Raw genomic sequence first — 18824 nt, 5'->3', positions numbered from 1 at the left:
CGTCCTGTTCCCTTTACTCAAATATGCACATTTTTATCCACGGGGTTCATGGTTAATGTGATGCATACGAACTAAGTTACAGACGCTCTCAACAGGGTTCAAACTTTAATATTGAAGGCTTGAAGGTCTTCTGCAATGGGACAATGCGGGTGAGAAAACATAAGTTTTTTGCATTGAGTTGGGGCGTAGCTATCACTCTGGTGGTGGGGTTAGGGGCAAGCATTCTGGGTGGCTGGATCCTCGAACGCATCAACGAGCAGCAGGCCCAAGAGGCGATCGCCGCGGCTACCGAAGAAGCGGCAGAGCTGGTTATAACTCGCCTCGATCTTTACCAATACGGATTGCGTGGCGCTCGTGGAGCGGTGCTGACAGCGGGTGAGCATGGCATCAGTCGCGAAGTTTTTGGTCAATATCACCAAACGCGCGACCTCGCTGCCGAGTTCCCCGGCGCAAGTGCTTTGGGCTTTATCAGGCGAGTATCGGAGCGCGATGAACGCGAGTTTCTCAAATACGCTCGGGCCGATGGCAAAGCCGATTTCTCCATTCGTCAATTCTCACCTCATTCAGGCGAGCGTTACGTTGTCCAGTATGTCGAACCGGCTGAGGGTAACCAGGCTGCAATTGGCTTGGACATAGCGTCGGAAACTGCGCGGCGAGAGGCTGCCCTATCCTCGATACAAAGCGGTGTGGCACGGATAACCGGGCCCATCACTTTGATACAGAGTACAGCGAAACCGCAGCAGTCTTTCCTGGTGTTGATGCCTATCTTTCGCGGCGGTGTGACTCCGGCGACCGCTGCTGAACGAGAGGCCGCAGCTTTTGGCTGGAGCTATGTCGTGTTGCGGACAGAGGAGGTACTCAGAGACCTGCGCATAGAAAACGAGACGGTGCATCTGCGATTAAGGGATATCACTGTCCCTGGGCAAGAGAAGCTGTTTTATGAAAGCACCGACGATTCGGCCAGCCGTGAAACGCTGATGAACCATCAGGTGGAGCGCGAGGTATACGGGAGGCGATGGCAAATCGAACTCGGCGCGCATCCGTTGTTCATCCAGCACCTGCATCAGGTTTCACCAACAGTCGTCCTGTTGATGGGTGGTTTGCTCACGCTTCTACTGGCTACTCTGGCGGGTGTCGTGAGTGTCAGCCGTCAACGCCGGCGGCAGATATTGGCCGAACAGGCAAGGCTGGCCGCCATCGTCGAAAGCTCGGCCGATGGCATTATTGGAAAAACACTCGATGGCATCGTCACCAACTGGAACAAGGGGGCCGAGCACCTTTTTGGCTATACCGCCGAGGAGGCTGTTGGCCAGACGCTGGTCAGTCTGGTTGTTCCTGAGGAGTTTGTAGCTGAAGAAGCCCATATCCTTGCGCGCATAAGGGCCGGGGAGAGTATCACTGGCTTTGATACCCAGCGCCGCCGTAAAGATGGCCGGCTGATCGATATCTCCGCCAGCATCTCACCCATTAATGGCGAGGGTGGTCGCGTGGTTGGAGTCTCCAAGACGTTAAGGGATATCTCGGCGAAAAAAGTAGCAGAAGCCCGAATTCTTGAACTCAATTCAAACCTGGAGGAGCAGGTTGCGCAGCGAACTTCCGAGTTGCGGCATCTCAATCTATTGTTAGGCACCGTGCTGCGCTCGGCCACTGAGGTCTCAATCATTGCGACGGATCTCGATGGCGTTATCCGTGTGTTCAACAAAGGCGCCGAGCATTTGTTGGGCTATCACGCCGATGAGTTGCTGGGTCAGCGCACACCTGAATCGATACATGTGCCAGCGGAAATCGCTGCTCGTAGCGTTGAACTGAGCGAGGAGTACGCTCAGGCAATCGATGGTTTCCGTGTGTTTACCTATAAACCTGAGCTTGAAGGTGCAGAAACCCGGGAGTGGACTTACATACGTAAGGATGGCTCGCGGCTTCCTGTCACGCTGGTGGTCACCTCCATGCGTGATGATGACGGGGAATTGAGCGGCTATCTAGGCATCGCTGTGGACATCACCGAACGCAAAGCGGCGGAAAGGGAGCTGGCTGCGAGCCTGGAGACGACGCAGAAACAACGTAGTGAACTGATGGCGGTGCACGACCAGTTAGTGATGGCTGCTGAGGTAGCCGAACTGGGCATCTGGTCCTGGACGTTGGCCGACAATGCCTTGCAGTGGAATGACCGCATGTTCGAGTTCTACGGTCAGCCACTGACGTTGCGCAATAATGGTCTGGGTTATCAGCACTGGTATTCGCGAGTTCACCCCGACGATGCGGTGGCAGCGGCTGAAAAGCTGAGTGCCGCAGTCGAGGGGAGGGGTGTGTACGACACCATTTTCCGTGTCGTTCGCCCGGACGGCCAGATCCGCTTCATACAGGCAGGCGCGCAGGTCGAACGCAGTCCGAGCGGTGCGGCTTTGCGTGTGACGGGTATCAATCGGGACATCACCTCCCAGCGCGAGCTGGAGTCAAATCTGCTGTATGCCAAGGAACAGGCCGATACCGCGAGTGCGGCCAAATCTTCGTTCCTGGCCAACATGAGCCACGAAATACGCACGCCGATGAACGCCGTGCTGGGCATGTTGCAGTTAGTGCAGAACACTGACCTGAATGGTCGCCAACTCGACTATGTGACCAAAGCACAGTCTGCTGCGAAATCACTGCTGGGGTTGCTCAATGACATCCTTGATTACTCCAAGATTGAGGCCGGCAAGCTGCAACTCGATGTGCACCCATTCGAACTCGAATCGCTCATGCGTGACCTCTCCGTTGTGCTGGCCGGCAACCAGGGCCAGAAAGAAGTCGAGGTCATGTTCGACCTGGACTCCAATCTACCCAACGACCTGATAGGCGATAGCCTGCGGCTGCAACAGGTGCTGATCAACCTGGCGGGTAACGCCCTCAAGTTCACCATGGAAGGCCAGATCGTGGTCAGCGTCGAGCAACTGATGCGCACGGAAAACACTGTGAGCTTGCGCATCGCCATTTCTGATACAGGTATCGGTATCAGCCCGGAGCAACTTCAGCGCATTTTTGAAGGATTCACTCAGGCCGAGGCTTCAACCACCCGTCGCTTTGGCGGCACCGGTCTGGGCTTGGTGATCTGTAAGCGGTTGGTCAGCTTGATGGGCGGTGAACTTCAGGTGGAGAGCCAGCAGGGGATGGGAAGTCGCTTCTGGTTCGATATCACTCTGGATGTAGCGCCGAAATCGCTGCTGAGTTCTGACAGTCCTGGAGTCGATGTGTCCATACGGATACTGGTCGTCGACGACAACGCCATGGCGGGTGAATTGCTGTTGCGAACCGTTCATGCATTAGGGTGGGAGGCCGACCACGTGAGTGGTGGCACGCAAGCAGTGGAATGGGTGAAAACCGCCCAGGCGAGAGGCGAAGCCTACGACGTGGTACTGATGGACTGGCGGATGTCCGATATGGATGGGCTGAGCGCTGCGCAATTGATCCATCAGCAGGGCAACGGCGTACCGCCTCCAATGATCATTATGATTACCGCTTACGGCCGTGAAGTGTTGGCCGACGCAAGCGAGATGGGAGACGCTCCCTTCGTGGGGTTTCTCACCAAGCCTGTCACGCCCAAGCAGTTAGCCGACGCTGTTCAGCGAGCACTCAACGGTAATGGCCTTGCGCAGTCACTCCCATCCAAGTCAACTGTTGACAGGCCGCAGCGCCTGGCTGGGCTGCGGCTATTGGTGGTGGAAGACAACATGCTTAATCGGCAGGTTGCCGATGAGTTACTGACAGGAGAAGGTGCTCAAGTGACGCTGGCTGAAGGTGGTCTGGAAGGTGTGAGCAGGGTGATGGCTGAGAAGGTGCCCTTCGACGCCGTGTTGATGGATATCCAGATGCCGGATATTGATGGCTTGGAGGCGACCCGTCGCATTCGATCGAATCCACGTTTTGCAGCGCTGCCGATCGTGGCGATGACCGCAAATGCCTCCAATACCGACCGTGAGGCCTGTCTTGCTGCGGGGATGAATGAGCATGTCGGCAAGCCCATAGATCTGGAACAACTCGTCGCAACATTGCTTTTTCAAGTGGGCCTTGAGGATCGCCAGGCATCTCCAGGCTCGGGCCAAGCCAATACAGGAGAAGGCGTGATCGAGTCTCGTGCATCGATCATTGATCGTTTTGGAGGTGACCTCGATTTAATCCGCAACGTGCTGCGTAACTTTGGCCCCGAGCTAGAAAAACTGCTTGGCCGGTTGCACGATCAGATCCAGCGGCAAGACGTATCTGGGGCAGCTTTTGTGCTCCATACAATTAAAGGTAGCAGCGGCACCATGGGTGCCAAGGCGCTCTCGCTGCTGGCCGGCGACTTGGAGCACACACTAAAACACGGCGATGCAGAGTCTGTAGCGCGCATTTTTGCTGACGCAACATGGTTTGATGAATTGAGCAGGTTACTGCAACAAAGCCTTGAGCAGATGAATGTCGACTTTGGTCAGAGCCCGATCGCAAAGGTCTGTGTTGACTCCGAATTGATGGCGCTCACGCAATGGCGAGAATCCCTTGAGGAGATTTTGCTGTTGCTGGAAGCGGGCAACCTTCAAGCTATAGCGCTGGCAGACGCATTGGCGTCAAGAACGCCGCAATCCCTGCGCCCACAGTTCGACGAACTGGTTGTCATGGTGCAGTCGCTAAACTTTTCCGCTGCGATGCCGATGGGTCGTGAACTGTTGAGATTTGCCTGATGGAACAATCGATGGAAACCTGGTTACCACACCCCCATAACCGTCCAAAACTCCTCATTGTCGACGACCAGCCGATTAATATCCGGGTACTCCATGAGTTGTTTCGTGAGGACTGTGATGTGTTCATGGCGACCAGCGGTGAGCAGGCGATCGCGGTATGCCAGACCCAACTACCCGATCTGATTCTGCTGGACGTGGTTATGGAGGGCGTGGACGGGCATGAAGTATGCCGTCGACTCAAGGCTGACCCTGCGACCCAGGACATCCCCATCATCTTCATTACCGCACAGCAGCAGGAGTCGGATGAGGTACTGGGTCTGGAACTTGGCGCGGTCGACTTCATCAGCAAACCCATCAATCCAATCATTGTTAGAGCCCGTGTGCGAACACACCTGACCCTGAAACTACAGAACGATCTGCTGCGTTCCATGGCATTAATGGATGGCCTTACGGGAGTGGCTAATCGACGCAAATTCGATGAGGACATATTGGCGGATTGGCGCCAGTGCTTTCGAGAGCAAAAGCCGCTGTCGCTCATTATGGTGGATGTTGACTTTTTCAAACGCTACAACGACCAATATGGTCACCAGGCTGGAGATGGCTGCTTGAGATCTGTTGCCCAAGCGTTATCTGAAACGGTTAGACGCCCCTACGACTTGGTCGCTCGGTATGGTGGCGAAGAGTTTGCCTGCATCCTACCCAATACAGGTCTTTGCGGAGCGGTCCAACTTGCAGAAAAAATGCAAGAGCATATCCGGGCGCTGGGTATTGAGCATTCTGCTTCTGATGTAGATCGTGTGGTGACTCTTTCTATAGGCGTCGCCACATTGACGCCCACTGACGACTTTGAATTCCAGGCGTTGATAGAAGCTGCGGACAAGCAACTTTACTTGGCGAAGAAAACTGGCAGGGCCAGGGTATGTTCATCCTTTAGCGATGAGTATCTTTAATCCTGCTTCTGTAAATAGCTCGGTTCCCTGGCCATGCAAAGCGATCAAGCCAACGAGCTAATCGTACGGAGCGTTGTCGATCGTGGTCACAATCTTGGCTTGGCGGTCATCGCCGAAGGCGTAGAAACAGCCGACGTGCTCGATGCGCTGGGCGGTTACCGCTACGACATGGCCCAGAGTTCTCACGTCTGCCGACTGGTAAGCGCCGAAGCGTTCATGCAGTGGTATGAAGAGCGAGAGCGCCAGTAGCTCAACAGCCTCTCAGCGACTCTGTATACATCCGATGACAAGCGATCCCGTTGCCCATTGAACGCTTCTGGCCGATTGCTGCCTGTCACGATGGGCTGAAATCGACCCAAAGCTGACCTTCGGCGTTCCTACAACCGTTGACGGTTTCGCTGCTGTTTCACCTCATACATCTCGCGGTCTGCCAGCTTTGTGGCCTCGTCCGCAGTCATGCTGCCCGGTATCACCGCCACTACCCCAACACTCGCGCCGGTATAGTGAATATCACCAAGACCGTGGCCCAGTTCATAGCGCCCTATAGTCGCTTTGGAAAGGCGATCCTGAAGTAGTTCGGCGGCATGTCGCATGTCTTTTGCCAAGTCCGAGTGTTCGGATGGAGTACCCAAGGCGATCACGATGAATTCATCACCTCCAGTACGCCCGATGACGTCGCTGGTTCTAAGACCATGCTGCAATTGGGCCGCCACACCGCGCAGTAGCTGGTCTCCTGCCAGGTGACCATGGGTATCGTTGATGGACTTGAACCCATCCAAATCGATGACACCCATTAATACATACTTGTTCTCCCGTTGGGCCAGGGCGAACAGGCGCGCGGCGTCGTTTAGAATGGCACGCCGGTTGGACAGGCCGGTGAGCGGATCTGTCAGGGCCAGCTTGGTCAACTCGGCGTTGGCAGCCTGGAGTCGCTCCACCAGCAGCCCACGTTCAAGGGAATATCCCAGCAACCCTGACAGCAGCATCAGTAAGGGTTCCACTTCAGGAGCGCGGGCCACCTGATCCGAGCTGGCGGCACATACCGTCCCCAGTACTTGCCCATCTTGGGCTCTGATTGGAGCGCTCACGTAAGTTCTGATGCCCAAGGCCGCGGCGGCCTCCGAGTCACTCCAACATTCGGCAACGTTATCCGAGTACATGCGATTCTCGTCCAGCGCCCGCTTGCACAGAGTATCTGTCCAAGGAACGACCAGCCCTTCAGGAATCACCATGTCACCGATGTTGCGTGCGAACTCAACACGCTGGACACCCTCGTCGATATCAATGGTCGTAAGGTAGGTCGACTCCATACCGGTTACCTGGCTAAGCAGCGTCAGCAAGGGGCGCGTAAGCTGCTCTAGGGTTTGGGCTTTGGGAATGGTATCGGAGAGAAGAGAAAGTATCTGATCCATCTGGGCGTGCCGATAGCTAAGGAGTGTTTCAATTATCGACTAATCGGCGGAATACTGAACAGTGCTTCATCAAATTGAATGAGGCTGCCAGCGCGCTCGCGTATTCAGGCGGACCTAAAAGTTTTGTGGGAACGGTCCGCTTCTGGCCGATAGCTGCCTGTCGCGACGGGCTGTTACCAGCCAAGAGCTGCCGCGGACGCATGTCTACTAAAGTGGGGGATTCGCAGGAAAGGCAGTCTGTCGCTTCCTGCGATTATCCTGGGGCCGCTTAGTTCGGGACTACGCTAAAGCTATGCGGGTCGTCGATCAATTGTGAACCACTGTTCGCGCTGCGTCCGTCCCTGGAGCGCCCAATGCCGCCCATCACCACGCGCCTGGTGGCGCTGTTTGTTCTTTGCCTGACTCTTGAAGTGCCAGCCCAGAACAGCGCCTGCCCAGCTGGCGAGAAACAAGTGTGCCTGGATGGCTGCATCTGCCTGCCGGACCTTGGACTGATGCTCGGCCCCCTGCCTGATGGCATCTCCCAGATCGCGGCACCTGCCCTGGCGCTGTGGCTGACCCAAGCCCGCGCTGAAGCAGCCAACGCCAGCGTCCACCCCATTCCACCGCACATCCAGGAGCAACTGCTGCGCTGGTACGACCCCAGCATCCTCGATACCGCGCACTACAAAGTTAGCGACAACGGCCAATTCAGTGCCGCCACTGCCATGTTGCAAAACCCCGATGTCGGTGCCGTGACGCTGATTGACATCATCCTCTTCCGGGACGCTCAAACCGCAGAACAGAACACCGCGCTCTGGGCTCACGAACTAAAGCATGTGCAGCAGTTTCAGGAATGGGGGGTAGAAGGATTTGCCCAGCGCTATACGCAAGATTTCAATGCGGTGGAGGCGCCGGCTTATGCCATACAGGCTGAGGTCAGACGGTTGGCGCGGGAAGGGACTGACTGAAGGCCCAGAGTGTGTAAAAACGCCTTCGCGAACACTTGCTATGATTTCTGAGGATTTCATCGCAGGGATCGCCCATGAAGCGCTTTATTCAAGGTGAACATCGAGGCCAAAGCAGAGCCTCGATGACTACGTCAGCGATATCAATCCAGTGCGCGTAGTCGATGTCTTCGTTGATGAACTCGACCTGGTCTCCTTAGGTTTTGCCGGCGCTATTCCAGCTGACACAGGCCGGCCTGCTTACCACCCCGCGATCCTGCTGAAGATCTATATCTACGGCTATCTGAACCGCATTCAGTCGAGCCGGCGCCTGGACCGAGAAGCCCAGCGCAACGTCGAGCTGATGTGGTTGATCGGGCGGTTGATTCCGGACTTCAAAACCATCGCCAACTTCCGAAAAGACAACAGCAAGGCCATCCGAGGCGTCTGTCGCCCGTTCGTCGTGCTGTGTCAGCAGTTGGGGCTGTTTGGAGAAAATCTGGTCGCCATCGACGGCAGCAAGTTCAAAGCGGTCAACAACCTCGACCGCAATTTCACCAGCGCGAAACTGAAACGATGAATGGAAGAAATTGAATCGAGCATCAGCCGTTGCCTGACCGTGCTCGATGCTGCCGATCGACAAGAACCCACCGCCTCCAAGCCCAACGCCGTGCGGCGGGAAGAGAAAATCGCCAAGCTGAAGACGCAAATGAAAGAGCTTCAAGCGATTGAAGTTCAGCTCAACGAGTCGCCGGATAAACAGGCCTCACTGACCGATCCAGACGCCCGTTCCATGATGACGCGCGGCGCGGGAATCGTCGGCTACAACGTGTAGGATGCTCTCCTTACTAAATAAGTGAGGGTGCCCGGAAGGCGGTATCGCCCGGTGGGTGCCTGACTGTTATCAAGGTCCGTGCCAGAAACGGTTAAGGCTATATAAATCAGTTGGTTGTGGATTCTTAAACCTCGCGGAGCATTTCGGTAGAGATCGCTTGCGCACTTGGCTGGAGGGCTTGAGAAACCTGGCGTCCAGCGTTGCGGGAGGGCTTTTCACCGAAACAGTTGCGCAACTTCTTGCGCATCATGGCTTGTTGCTATCAATAAGGCTGCTAACGCTTATGCCCGCCTAACGTAAATCCTAAAAACAGATAGAAATGCGTGCTTACCGAAACCCATCTAGAGATGCGCCTTAAAGCATTTGTCGAGTGACCGTATCAAAAGCTGTCGGTAAAGGAAGGACTGCATTCGACCCATCACTGCCGGGCAGAACAGGCAGGCATCGGCTGTGAATTCCACTCTTCGACGCAACAGATTGGCTCAACCCACAACCCGAAGCAGCCCTTGGCGTGGGGGAATGGCCGCTACCCGGTAGCAGCAATCCCGAGCGCTCTTGGACAATTAGCTCGTTCTCGCCCAGAGACATGAGCAGAGCTACAAAATCTGGTCGTTCTACCTTTGGGAACGCGCCATCGACGATCAGGTTTTTCCACAGATCTGGTGCCGTAGCACCGCCGTATTGAGCGATGATTGAGAGGCAATCGCGTAACCCACTGCTGACAGGTCGGTTTCCTGCAGGAAGGGCAGCGCATTTTCGCGCGCATTGTACTGGCAGCCCACGGTGACTATGTGCATGCCGTAGGCGGCGCTGACCAGGGCCGACGTCAGGAGGCTGTCGAGCGGGCCGACGAGCGCCGAACCTTGTTCGCCGGTGTCGGTGTAGTTAAGGGGGCCGGACAGGTTGCAGGCGACGACATCCACGAATTTGGCGCCGGTGATCAGTTTTTGCGTGTAGACGTCTTCCAGTTCGCCTGCCCACCGTCCCATGGTGAACGTCTGCACGGGTGATCTGACGGGAGTTGTTGGACGTATTGTGGCGTGTTGACTCTGATAAGAAAAACGCGAAAGAGGAGAGCAAGAGGGATGGCAATTTTGTCCGGTGAGCGCAGATTTCCAGTGGCGGTGATTGTGTGTCCGGCCGTGCATCCACCACTCAAATCATTCACTTGGCTCGCAGGGTCTGCTCGATGATTTCGACAAATGCCTTGACCAGCGGGCTGCGCTCGCGTTTGCGCGTCAATACCAGCAAGGGTGCGGTGGCCCCGGGTTCGGCCAAGGGCCGATAGGTCACGCCGCGCTTGACCAAGGTCTGGGTGCACTGGGGCACTACGGCGACGCCACGGCCTGCGGCGACCAGGGCGATGATCGAGGTGATCTGCTTGCCCTTCGGTGCGGGCAGGGGGGTCAGCGCCTGGCGCCGATATAGCGCCTTGATGATCTCGTTCAATCCGGAACCGTAGTCGGTCGGGAAGGCGATCAACGGGTAGGCGCTCAGCTCGGCGAGTGTCACCTGTTCTTGCCGGGCGAGCGGGCTGTCACTGGCAATGGCCGCGACCAGCGGCTCGTTGTCCAGGCAGATGGCTTGAATCTCGGCATCTTCGGCGGGCGGCTGCATACGACTCATGCCGATATCCAGACGTCCCTCGATGAGCTGCGACGATTGGGTGCTGGACGCGCCTTCTTCCACGGTCAGTTGCACATCCGGATACGCCGAGCAGAAGGCCTGAATGGTCTGACTGAAGATGTCCGACAGCGCAATCGAACTGGCGTAGCCCACCGCCAGATGGCCAGCGGAACCCGCCGCGAGCTTGCTGGTAATGCTCGCCGTCAGATCGACTTGCTCCAGCACCGCCCGGGCGTAGGGCAGAAAATACCGGCCCTCGGAGGTGAGCGTGACGTTGCGGGTGCTGCGATCGAACAGGCGAAAGCTCAGTTCCGCTTCCAGTGCCGAAATCTGCCGCGTCAGTGGCGGCTGGGCGATGTGCAGGCGTGCCGCGGCACGGCCAAAGTGCAACTCGTCGCTGACGATCAGGAAGTAGCGCAAGCGGCGGAGGTCAATCATCGTCATCCTTGAGGTATCAATCGGTCAGAAATAGGTATTGGATCCTTTCGACGGCCTATCTTATAAAGTTGTTTAAAAAAATTACAATCAATCTTGGGAATCATTGCGTGAGTTGTCCTCGAGTTGCCTTGTTTCTGGCTGGGTGCGCCGCTTTTATCAACCTTTATGCCACTCAAGGTCTGCTCAACGAGTTGGCCGCGGCGTTTCACATTTCCGCCAGGCAAGCGAGCTGGAGCATCACCGTCACCACCCTGGCCGTGGCAATCACCGCCCCCTTTGTCGGCCGGTTGACTGCGCGGGGCGAGCAGCACCGGGTCGTCGCCGTGGCCGCGATATTGCTGGCACTGCCTGCGCTGATGGTGGCCTGCTCGGGCAGTTTCAGCGAGCTTCTGCTCTGGCGAGCGGTGCAAGGCACGCTGATTCCGGTGGTGTTTGCCACCAGCGTTGCCTACATCGGCGTGCGCTGGAGCGGCGGTGACGTGACGGAAATGACCAGCCTGTATATCGCCGGCACGGTTCTGGGCGGCTTTAGCGGACGCTTTTTGACCGGCCTGGTGACCGCGTTCGATGATTGGCGTCTGGCGCTGGCAGTGCTGGCCGGCTTGAACCTGATCATCGGTCTGGGGATTTTCCTGCTGTTGCCGCGCAACCTTCGGTCACCCGTACAAACGCCTGCCGATCGCCAGGCAATGCGCAGCGAATTGCTAAGCAGGCCGTTGCTGGCCACCTACGCCGTGGGTTTCTGCGTGCTGTTCGCTCAGGTCGCGACGTTTACCTATGTCGGAATACACCTGAGTCGGGCGCCGTTTGCGCTGGGCACCGCTGCGCTCGGTTCGATTTATGCGGTGTTCCTGCTGGCACTGGTGGTGGTGCCGATCGCCGGGCGCATGAGCAAGGCCCGGCCTCGCAGTGAATTGGTGAGGGTGGCGGTATGGCTGGGCGTCAGCGGCTCGGTGCTGACCCTGTGGCCATCGTTGTGGCTGATCGTTGTCGGTCTGGCATTCAGTTGCACCGGCGTATTCCTCGCCCAGTCCGCGGCCAATGCCTTTATCACCGCCCATGCCCGGCAAAACAAGGCCGGCGCCGTGGGCGTGTATCTGACCTGCTACTACCTGGGCGGCAGCTTCGGCGCCTTTGTGCCTGGCGTGCTGTGGGAGCAATGGGGCTGGCCTGGCTGTATCGCGTTGATCGCGGTTTTCCAGTTGCTGCCGCTGCTGATCGTGCGGGGTGGTTGGAAGTATTCCCCATTGCCGTCATCGCCGCTCCCGCGCCCGTGAATTCGCCTGAAATCATCATCCAACAAGGAAAAAAGTGAGATGGCCGTGAGTAACCTGCTGACGCTGAAAAGCCAGTTGTTGAACGTGATAGCGCCGGTGCTGGAGCTGATGCCGGCCGGGGTTCTGAAGCAAGCATTGGTGGATGCGTTTCGAAGCCAGGAATCGGAACTGCTGGACATCGAAAGTACGTTCCAGACGCTCACCTCGCGCCGCCATGCTGCGCCGCAGTTGCGCAAGTTCTTTGGCAGTTGGTCGAAAACCAACAACTCGGCCGCCAGTGTGTCCGGCCTGGCCAACCGCATCACGCTGCTGGCGCGCTCCGAGCAGTGGGGCGAAGCGGCGCAACGGCTCTACCGGGTCTGCGGCAGTCTGCAACGGATCACCGACGAGGACCTCGGCGCACTGAGCAACACGCTGCATTCCGAGCTTTTTTACAACATGGCAACGCCGATCTGCGGTGACGATCAGTGGCCGCTGAAAGACAACTGCCTGCCGTCGGCGCAGGCCTTCAAGGACTGGACGGACGCGCGACGCCTGCGTGACCGCGACCTGTTGCAGGGGCTGTTGGTCACCCTGGTTCACGAGGTCTACACCCACGGTGAAGTGGAGTTCATTCATCCGCTGTTCAAGCTATGGTTCGAACGCGACATGGGCGTGCCGCCCGCGAAGGTACGGGCCACTGTTGCCTGGGTCACCGTGCACACCGGCGGCACCGAAAGCAATCACTTCGCCCACGCGGTTGCAGGGGTCGAGGAGTTCGTCGATGTCATGGGCATCGAGGTGGTCAAGTCCGCCGCCCAGGAAATCTTCGGCCAATACCTGCAGCGCAAGGCTGCAGTGATGCGTGAGTGCGGCCAATACCTGGACTGACAGACAACGACCTGAACAGCGCTTGGGAAAGTATCAATAACGACGGAATCGGTATTGGCCTGTACTTCAGGTTTTTATCAAGATACTGAAGCTCCGGATCCGGCGTGGATTTGATGTGCCTGGGGTGGAGATTTACAAACTATGGAAGATTGCAAGGAAAGCCGTATGCAGCTCATTGTTTTTTGCCCGCCGAAAATTCTTCTCCAGCACTCTGCCGCGAGCTGGTCTGCCGCGCTTGGCCAGGGAGGCATGCTGTTGAGCTGCGCCTCGCGATCTCAAGAGATTGCGGCCCATCTGGGCCATACCGTTCGCTTCCAGCTCTTCGACAACTTTAACGACAGCGCGCTGGTCGAGATCGATGTCTATGAGCTTGCACGGGAGCTCCATGCGCCGCTGTGTGTGGCGCTGGCCGAGATCGATGTGCTGCGGGTGGCGCGCATCAATGATCGGCTCGGGATTACGCTGGGTGCCGAGGATCGCGCCTTGTTTTACCGGGACAAGTTCCTGATGAAGCAACGCGCGAGGGACTGCGGGTTTGCCATCGCCGAAATGGCATCGATCAGCAATGCCACGCAAGCGGTTCGCTTCAGCGAGCGCTTCGGTTTCCCGGTGGTCATCAAGCCTCGCGATGGCCGCGGCTCGAACGGCGTGGAGGTACTCGACGACTCGCAGCGGCTGCGGGAATGGCTGGCCGGGCGCACTTCAAGCACGTTCCACAACCTGATGATCGAGAGCTATGTGCGTGGCAGCCATTACATCGTCAATGGTCTGTACATCGATGGCCGTCCGATCCTGGTTTCACCGGTTCGGGTCATGACCTCGGCGCTGGATTTCCTCGGCGGCAAATCACATGACCTGCACATGCTCGACGCCGACAACCCGATGCGCGACAGGCTGGTTCGCTATGCGCGTTCGCTGGTCGAAGATGTGCTGCCATCCGATCCGACCATGCTGTTTCATCTTGAACTTTTCGTGGATGGAAATGACGAGATCGTCCTCTGCGAAATCGCCTCGCGGTTGGGCGGGGTGTTCTTCAACCAGGAGCTGACCCACGCCTGGGGCATTGATCCGCGGATGAGCTTCCTGCGCGCGCTGCATGATCCGTTCTACCGCCCTGAGCCAATGGCCGCGCCGCTGCGGATGGTCGGGCATATCAGCATCCCGCCGCGGGTCGGTCTGCTGCGCGACGTTCCGCAAACCTGCCCGCTCAACGGTGTCCTGGAGTACCGAATTTCCGCCAGGAAGATGACCTCCTATGGCGGCATGGAATTCACCCACTCGGAAATCCTCAACGCCATCGTGGCAGGCCAGGATGAGGCCGAGTTGCGCGACAAGCTGCATCAGGTCGAAGCCTGGTTCCACGAGAGTTGCGACTGGTCGGGCAGCGAAATCGCCGCCGCGACATAGACCTTATCGCACAACCTTTCGACATTAATTGAGCTGACCTTCCTGAGCTGGACGGAATCGTCACGCCCGCAGAAAAGTGGATATCCAATGAAGACTGTGTTCGAAAGCCTTATCCCGATTCCCGTGGCGGCCCTGGGCGCATGGCTCGGTTACATGACCGGGCTTGCGCTTGGTGAGCTGATCGGCGCGATCTGCCTGGTCACGGCGCTCAGCAAAATGGGTGTGCGCATGCGCATGCCGTATCCGTTCGTGGCTACCGTGCAGTTGCTGCTAGGGGTCAGTGTCGGCTCCATCGTCACCGCCTCGATGATGCACGAGCTGACGGATTTCAGCATTCTGGTCGGTCTGCTCATCTGCATGACCACGCAAATTTTCGTCGGCTATAACTGGCTGCGGCGCATGGAGCGCTGGGGGCATTTAGAAAGCCTGCTCGGGTCCATTCCCGGCGCAATGGCGGCGGTGATGACGGTCTCGGGAGAGGAGGGCCCGGCCTCCGGGCGCATCGCGTTCGTGCACATTGTGCGTTTGCTCGCGCTGTTGCTGGTGGTGACGATCATTGCCGGTGGGCACGCCGAAAGCGCGGCGCCGGTGCTGGGCTCGTTTGATGATTACCTTGGCGTGATCCCTCCGGCGATCGCGGCTGTGGTCGCCGGTTATCTGCTGGAGCGCTTCGATGTTCCCGCGCCTTACATGTTGACCGGGCTGATTTGCTCCGCCGCGGTCAACGTCGGTTTTCCTCAAGTCCATCTGCATGTTCCCGATCCACTGGCGATCGTTGCGCTGATCCTGCTCGGCGGTCTGATCGGCATTCGCCTCAAGGACATCACGCTCAAGGATTTCGTGCGCTACATCCGCGCCGGTCTGGTGGTTACTGCCCTGACGTTCTGCACGACACTGCTGGTTGCCTTCGCGTTCAGCAAGCTGACCGGCAAGCCGTTCCTTTCGCTGTTCATGTCGTGGGTTCCTGGTGGTGTTGAGGTGATGACCGCAGCGGCTTTGCTACTCAAGCTCGATCCTGCCTTCGTGATGCTCAATCACGTGGTGCGGATGTCGATCATCCATATTTCGCCGGCGTTCCTGCCCAAACGGCTGCTGCAGGAAAACCCGCAGCCTGAACAGTAATTGCTGCAAAAAACTTCGAATGACAAGGATTGATCTCGATGAGTATTGCTATTCACGACCCAACGCTGCGCGACGGAAATCATGCTGTCTCCCATTCGCTGAGCCTGGAGGATATTGCCTCCTACTGCCAGGCTGTCGATGGCTGCGGCCTCAGCGTTGTAGAAGTCGGCCACGGAAATGGCCTGGGTGCGTCCTCCCTGCAACTCGGACTTGCGCGCTACAAAGACAGCGAGATGCTCGAAACAGCGCGAGCCAACCTGACGCATTCCAGACTCGGCATCCACATGATTCCTGGGTTTGCCAGGCTGAGCGACATCGATACCGCACTGCAGATCGGCGTCGACGTGCTGCGCATCGCGTCCCATTGCACCGAGGCCAGCCTGACCGAGAGCTACATCGAACATGCGCGGGCCAAGGGCGCGTACGTCCAGGGCGTGCTGATGATGACCCACATGGCCAGTCCCGAGACGCTGCTCGAAGAAGCATTGAAGCAGCAGCGCTATGGCGCCAATGCCCTGGTTCTGATGGATTCGGCGGGGCACTTTGACCCGGACAGCGCCCGCGAAAAGATCGGCCTACTGGTCAGGGAGCTCGCCATTCCCGTGGGTTTCCATGGTCACAACAATCTTGGACTGGCGGTCGCCAACTCGTTGGCTGCCGCCCAGGCCGGGGCGACCATCATTGACGGCTGCATGCGCGGATTCGGCGCGGGTGCCGGCAATACCCAGCTGGAGGTGCTGTGCGCGGTGCTCGAGCGCTACAAGTTCGAGACCGGGGTGAAGGTCTTTGACCTTTGCCGCGCCGTCGAGAGCCTCGAGGACTTCGCGCCGGTCAGGACTCCCACGGTGGTGAAGACTGCCAATCTGATCAGAGGCCTCTACGGCGTTTGCAGCGGGTTCGAGAAGCACGTCGCGCGCGCGGCGGCGGAATTTCGCGTCGAGCCGCGAAAAATCTATGAAGAGCTTGCGCGATGCAACGCCGTGGCCGGCCAGGAAGACCTGATCATCTCGGTGGCCAGCCGCCTTTCTCAACCCGTCGTCGCCTGACTCTGGAACTGAAAAAATGACTTTGAAAACCGCCATCATCGGCAGTGGCAATATCGGCTGCGACATCCTGTGCAAGGTGCTCGTCCATCCGGATCTGGATTGCACGCTGGTTGCCGGTCGCTCCTTGCACTCATCCGGCCTTGCGTTCGCCCGCGAGCGCGGGGTCGCCACCACCGCGGACGGCATCGACGGCCTGTTTGCCCGGATCAACGAATTTGATCTGGTGTTCGATGCCACCTCGGCGGCCGACCATGAAGCCCACGCACCGCGCCTGATCGAGGCCGGGAAAGCGATCATCAACCTGACCCCGGCCTCTCTGGGCGCATTGTGCGTGCCGTCCCTCAACGGCGCGGAGCTGATCGAGGCGAGCAATATCAACATGATCACCTGTGGTGGCCAGGCTTCTATCCCGCTTGCGGCCGCGATCGCCCGGGCTAATCCGAGCGTGCGCTACATCGAAGTGGTGTCCTCGATCAGCGCCGAAAGCGCCGGCCCGGCCACTCGGCGAAACCTGAGCAACTACATCACTACCACCGAGAATGCGTTGAGCCATTTCACCGGCTGCAAAGACGTCAAGGCGATCCTCAACATCAATCCGGCCAAGCCGAACGTCTTTATGCAGACCGCGATTTCGGCGCTGATCGAGACGGTTGATCTGGCCGCCACCCGCCGTGAAGTGGAACGTGCCGTGACCCAGGTGCAGTCTGCCGTGCCTGGGTATCAGGTGATCGTCGATCTGCATTACAGCGAGGGACGCTTGTTCACCATGGTGCGCGTTGAAGGGGCAGGGGACTTTCTCGATCCAAGCGCCGGCAACCTCGACATCATCACTGCGACCGCAACCCACATGGCCGCGCTCATGGCCCGGGGCCGCGTGACCGAACGCGCAGCCTGACTCAGCGTAACGGAGAGACTTTTATGCCTACTCTTTCGCCAGATCTCGAATTTGCACGGTTTTGCCCGATCCTGGGTGTCGTTCAGAAGGTCAGGGAAATGCGGCATCCAGTGATCGATCTCGGTGTCGGTGTGCCGGGTTTTCTTCCGGCGCCGCATATCGTCGAGGCGGCCGTCAAGGCTGCCTGCGAACACACCGGCGGGTATGGCTCGAGCCGCGGAGATGAAGCGCTGCTGGCCGCGTATCTGGGTTACCTGCACGGACAGGGGTTCACCCACTATCGCGAGCAGAATCTGGTGGCCGGCCTCGGCGCCAAGCACCTGTTGTTCAGCGTGCTACGCGCGATCATCCGCCCCGGCGACGATGTCCTCGTGTCCACCCCTTGCTGGCCAACCTATTTCGACATTGCCGATCTGGTCGGAGCGGGCGTGGTCAACGTCACCTGCTCGGCGCAAACCGATTTCAAGATGACGGCGCAAGCCCTTGATGATGCCTTATCCGACAAGGTGCGGGTGGTCATGCTGAACTCGCCGGGCAACCCTACCGGCGCCGTGTATTCCGCCGGGGAACTCGCGGCGTTGGCCGAGGTGCTGCGTAAAAAGGATGTCTGGATCATTTCGGATGACGTCTATCAGCGATTCGTCTACGACATGGATCGCTGCCCCAGTCTGCTTTCGGTCGCACCGGATCTGAGCGACCGCATCATCAAGATCGACAGCGTATCCAAGCTCTATGGGATGCCGGGCTGGCGGGTCGGCCTGTTGGCGGCCAGTGAACGGATTGCCGCGGCAGTCACCACGCTCAATTCTAACTCGATCTCGAACATCCCACCGATCCCGGCGGCAGCGGCAGCGGCGGCCTTCAGCGGTGACCAGGCGTTCTCCTACGCAGCAAGAGACCGCTTGCACAGCCAGCGCCAGGCATTGCTCACCGACTTGCAGGGGGCGCCAGACCTGAGGTTCTGCCAACCAGCGGGGGCGTTTTATCTGTTCATGGATATCAGCCAGACCCTGGGCAAATCCCTGCATGGCAGATTGATCGCCGATGACGAGGCATTTTGCGCCTTGCTGCTGGAGGAATACGGCGTTGCGCTGATTCCCGGCAGCTTTTTTGGCACACCGGGTCATGCGCGATTGTCGTACTCCGGCGATGCCGAGCAGGTCAGGTCCGGGGCCGCGCGCTTGAGAGAGTTCCTGTCCGCCATTTCGTGATTACCGGTCTGGCATGGGCGAGGTTTGGCGACGCTGAAGTGACCTGATTCGGCTAACCGCGAGCTGCTCTGCGTTCTTCTGGAGCGGGGAGTGGCTGGTCACTTCACGTCTGCTG

General features: G+C 58.2%; 14 protein-coding genes and 1 pseudogene. 12 read left to right on the top strand and 3 right to left on the bottom strand.

The genetic code is table 11. The features are described 5' to 3' along the window. The first annotated feature begins 143 nt into the window (after positions 1-143). The 3 genes from QK293_RS04660 to QK293_RS04650 are packed head-to-tail and all read left to right on the top strand — an operon-like array spanning position 144 to position 5893. Positions 144-4694, top strand: a complete 4551-nt coding sequence (locus tag QK293_RS04660) for a PAS domain S-box protein (protein WP_282375897.1) — start codon at positions 144-146, stop codon at positions 4692-4694. Then, positions 4694-5644: a PleD family two-component system response regulator gene (locus QK293_RS04655; RefSeq protein ID WP_282375896.1), complete on the top strand. Its 951-nt coding sequence runs from the start codon at positions 4694-4696 to the stop codon at positions 5642-5644. Before QK293_RS04660 ends, QK293_RS04655 begins: the two co-directional genes overlap by 1 nt. Before the next feature lie 33 nt (positions 5645-5677). Continuing rightward, a complete protein-coding gene (locus QK293_RS04650) occupies positions 5678-5893 on the top strand; it encodes an EAL domain-containing protein (protein WP_282375895.1) in 216 nt (71 codons plus the stop codon). Between the two features lie 128 nt (positions 5894-6021). On the opposite strand, the gene QK293_RS04645 is transcribed toward QK293_RS04650, so the two are convergent. Continuing rightward, entirely contained in the window at positions 6022-7056 is a 1035-nt protein-coding gene (locus QK293_RS04645; RefSeq protein ID WP_282375894.1) for a diguanylate cyclase, read from the bottom strand. A gap of 353 nt (positions 7057-7409) precedes the next feature. Here QK293_RS04645 and QK293_RS04640 point away from each other — a divergent pair, with 353 nt between their 5' ends. Continuing rightward, positions 7410-8006 carry a DUF4157 domain-containing protein gene (locus tag QK293_RS04640; protein WP_282375893.1) on the top strand — a complete coding sequence of 199 codons (597 nt, stop codon included), beginning with the start codon at positions 7410-7412 and terminating at the stop codon, positions 8004-8006. 74 nt (positions 8007-8080) lie between these two features. Continuing rightward, positions 8081-8814: pseudogene (locus tag QK293_RS04635) on the top strand (transposase); the annotation flags it as partial. 644 nt (positions 8815-9458) lie between these two features. On the opposite strand, the gene QK293_RS04625 reads toward QK293_RS04635, so the two are convergent. Further along, the gene (locus QK293_RS04625; protein WP_348775345.1) at positions 9459-9821 is read right to left on the bottom strand and encodes an OprD family outer membrane porin; all 363 of its coding nucleotides are present in this window, start codon (positions 9819-9821) and stop codon (positions 9459-9461) included. Between the two features lie 160 nt (positions 9822-9981). Further along, a complete protein-coding gene (locus QK293_RS04620) occupies positions 9982-10881 on the bottom strand; it encodes a LysR family transcriptional regulator (RefSeq protein ID WP_282375892.1) in 900 nt (299 codons plus the stop codon). 107 nt (positions 10882-10988) lie between these two features. Between QK293_RS04620 and QK293_RS04615 the strand changes: the two genes are divergently transcribed. The 7 genes from QK293_RS04615 to QK293_RS04585 all read left to right on the top strand — a co-directional run bounded on the left by QK293_RS04615 (position 10989) and on the right by QK293_RS04585 (position 18709). Beyond that, entirely contained in the window at positions 10989-12158 is a 1170-nt protein-coding gene (locus tag QK293_RS04615) for an MFS transporter (RefSeq protein WP_282375891.1), read from the top strand. Positions 12159-12203: 45 nt separating this feature from the next. Next, entirely contained in the window at positions 12204-13028 is an 825-nt protein-coding gene (locus tag QK293_RS04610) for a hypothetical protein (protein WP_282376085.1), read from the top strand. Between the two features lie 165 nt (positions 13029-13193). Continuing rightward, the gene (locus QK293_RS04605) at positions 13194-14435 is read left to right on the top strand and encodes a biotin carboxylase (RefSeq protein ID WP_282375889.1); all 1242 of its coding nucleotides are present in this window, start codon (positions 13194-13196) and stop codon (positions 14433-14435) included. Positions 14436-14522: 87 nt separating this feature from the next. Next, the gene (locus tag QK293_RS04600) at positions 14523-15557 is read left to right on the top strand and encodes an AbrB family transcriptional regulator (protein WP_282375888.1); all 1035 of its coding nucleotides are present in this window, start codon (positions 14523-14525) and stop codon (positions 15555-15557) included. 38 nt (positions 15558-15595) lie between these two features. Continuing rightward, entirely contained in the window at positions 15596-16603 is a 1008-nt protein-coding gene (gene dmpG / locus QK293_RS04595) for a 4-hydroxy-2-oxovalerate aldolase (protein WP_282375887.1), read from the top strand. Between the two features lie 16 nt (positions 16604-16619). After that, on the top strand, positions 16620-17498 hold the full coding sequence (locus QK293_RS04590) for an acetaldehyde dehydrogenase (acetylating) (RefSeq protein WP_282375886.1): 879 nt from the start codon (positions 16620-16622) through the stop codon (positions 17496-17498). A gap of 23 nt (positions 17499-17521) precedes the next feature. After that, positions 17522-18709, top strand: a complete 1188-nt coding sequence (locus QK293_RS04585) for an aminotransferase class I/II-fold pyridoxal phosphate-dependent enzyme (RefSeq protein WP_282375885.1) — start codon at positions 17522-17524, stop codon at positions 18707-18709. The last annotated feature ends 115 nt before the right edge of the window (positions 18710-18824 follow it).

Origin of the sequence: Pseudomonas sp. AL03 (assembly GCF_029960815.1) — a bacterium.
Lineage (GTDB): Bacteria > Pseudomonadota > Gammaproteobacteria > Pseudomonadales > Pseudomonadaceae > Aquipseudomonas.
This window is presented reverse-complemented; position numbering and strand designations above follow the sequence as displayed.

Bases quoted from the DNA above. Each gene is read 5' to 3' on its own strand.
- QK293_RS04605 (WP_282375889.1), top strand. From the start codon at position 13,194: ATGCAGCTCATTGTTTTTTGCCCGCCGAAAATTCTTCTCCAGCACTCT.
- QK293_RS04660 (WP_282375897.1), top strand. From the start codon at position 144: ATGCGGGTGAGAAAACATAAGTTTTTTGCATTGAGTTGGGGCGTAGCT.
- QK293_RS04645 (WP_282375894.1), bottom strand. From the start codon at position 7,056: ATGGATCAGATACTTTCTCTTCTCTCCGATACCATTCCCAAAGCCCAA.
- QK293_RS04620 (WP_282375892.1), bottom strand. From the start codon at position 10,881: ATGATTGACCTCCGCCGCTTGCGCTACTTCCTGATCGTCAGCGACGAG.
- dmpG (WP_282375887.1), top strand. From the start codon at position 15,596: ATGAGTATTGCTATTCACGACCCAACGCTGCGCGACGGAAATCATGCT.
- QK293_RS04590 (WP_282375886.1), top strand. From the start codon at position 16,620: ATGACTTTGAAAACCGCCATCATCGGCAGTGGCAATATCGGCTGCGAC.
- QK293_RS04640 (WP_282375893.1), top strand. From the start codon at position 7,410: ATGCCGCCCATCACCACGCGCCTGGTGGCGCTGTTTGTTCTTTGCCTG.
- QK293_RS04585 (WP_282375885.1), top strand. From the start codon at position 17,522: ATGCCTACTCTTTCGCCAGATCTCGAATTTGCACGGTTTTGCCCGATC.
- QK293_RS04600 (WP_282375888.1), top strand. From the start codon at position 14,523: ATGAAGACTGTGTTCGAAAGCCTTATCCCGATTCCCGTGGCGGCCCTG.
- QK293_RS04655 (WP_282375896.1), top strand. From the start codon at position 4,694: ATGGAACAATCGATGGAAACCTGGTTACCACACCCCCATAACCGTCCA.
- QK293_RS04650 (WP_282375895.1), top strand. From the start codon at position 5,678: ATGCAAAGCGATCAAGCCAACGAGCTAATCGTACGGAGCGTTGTCGAT.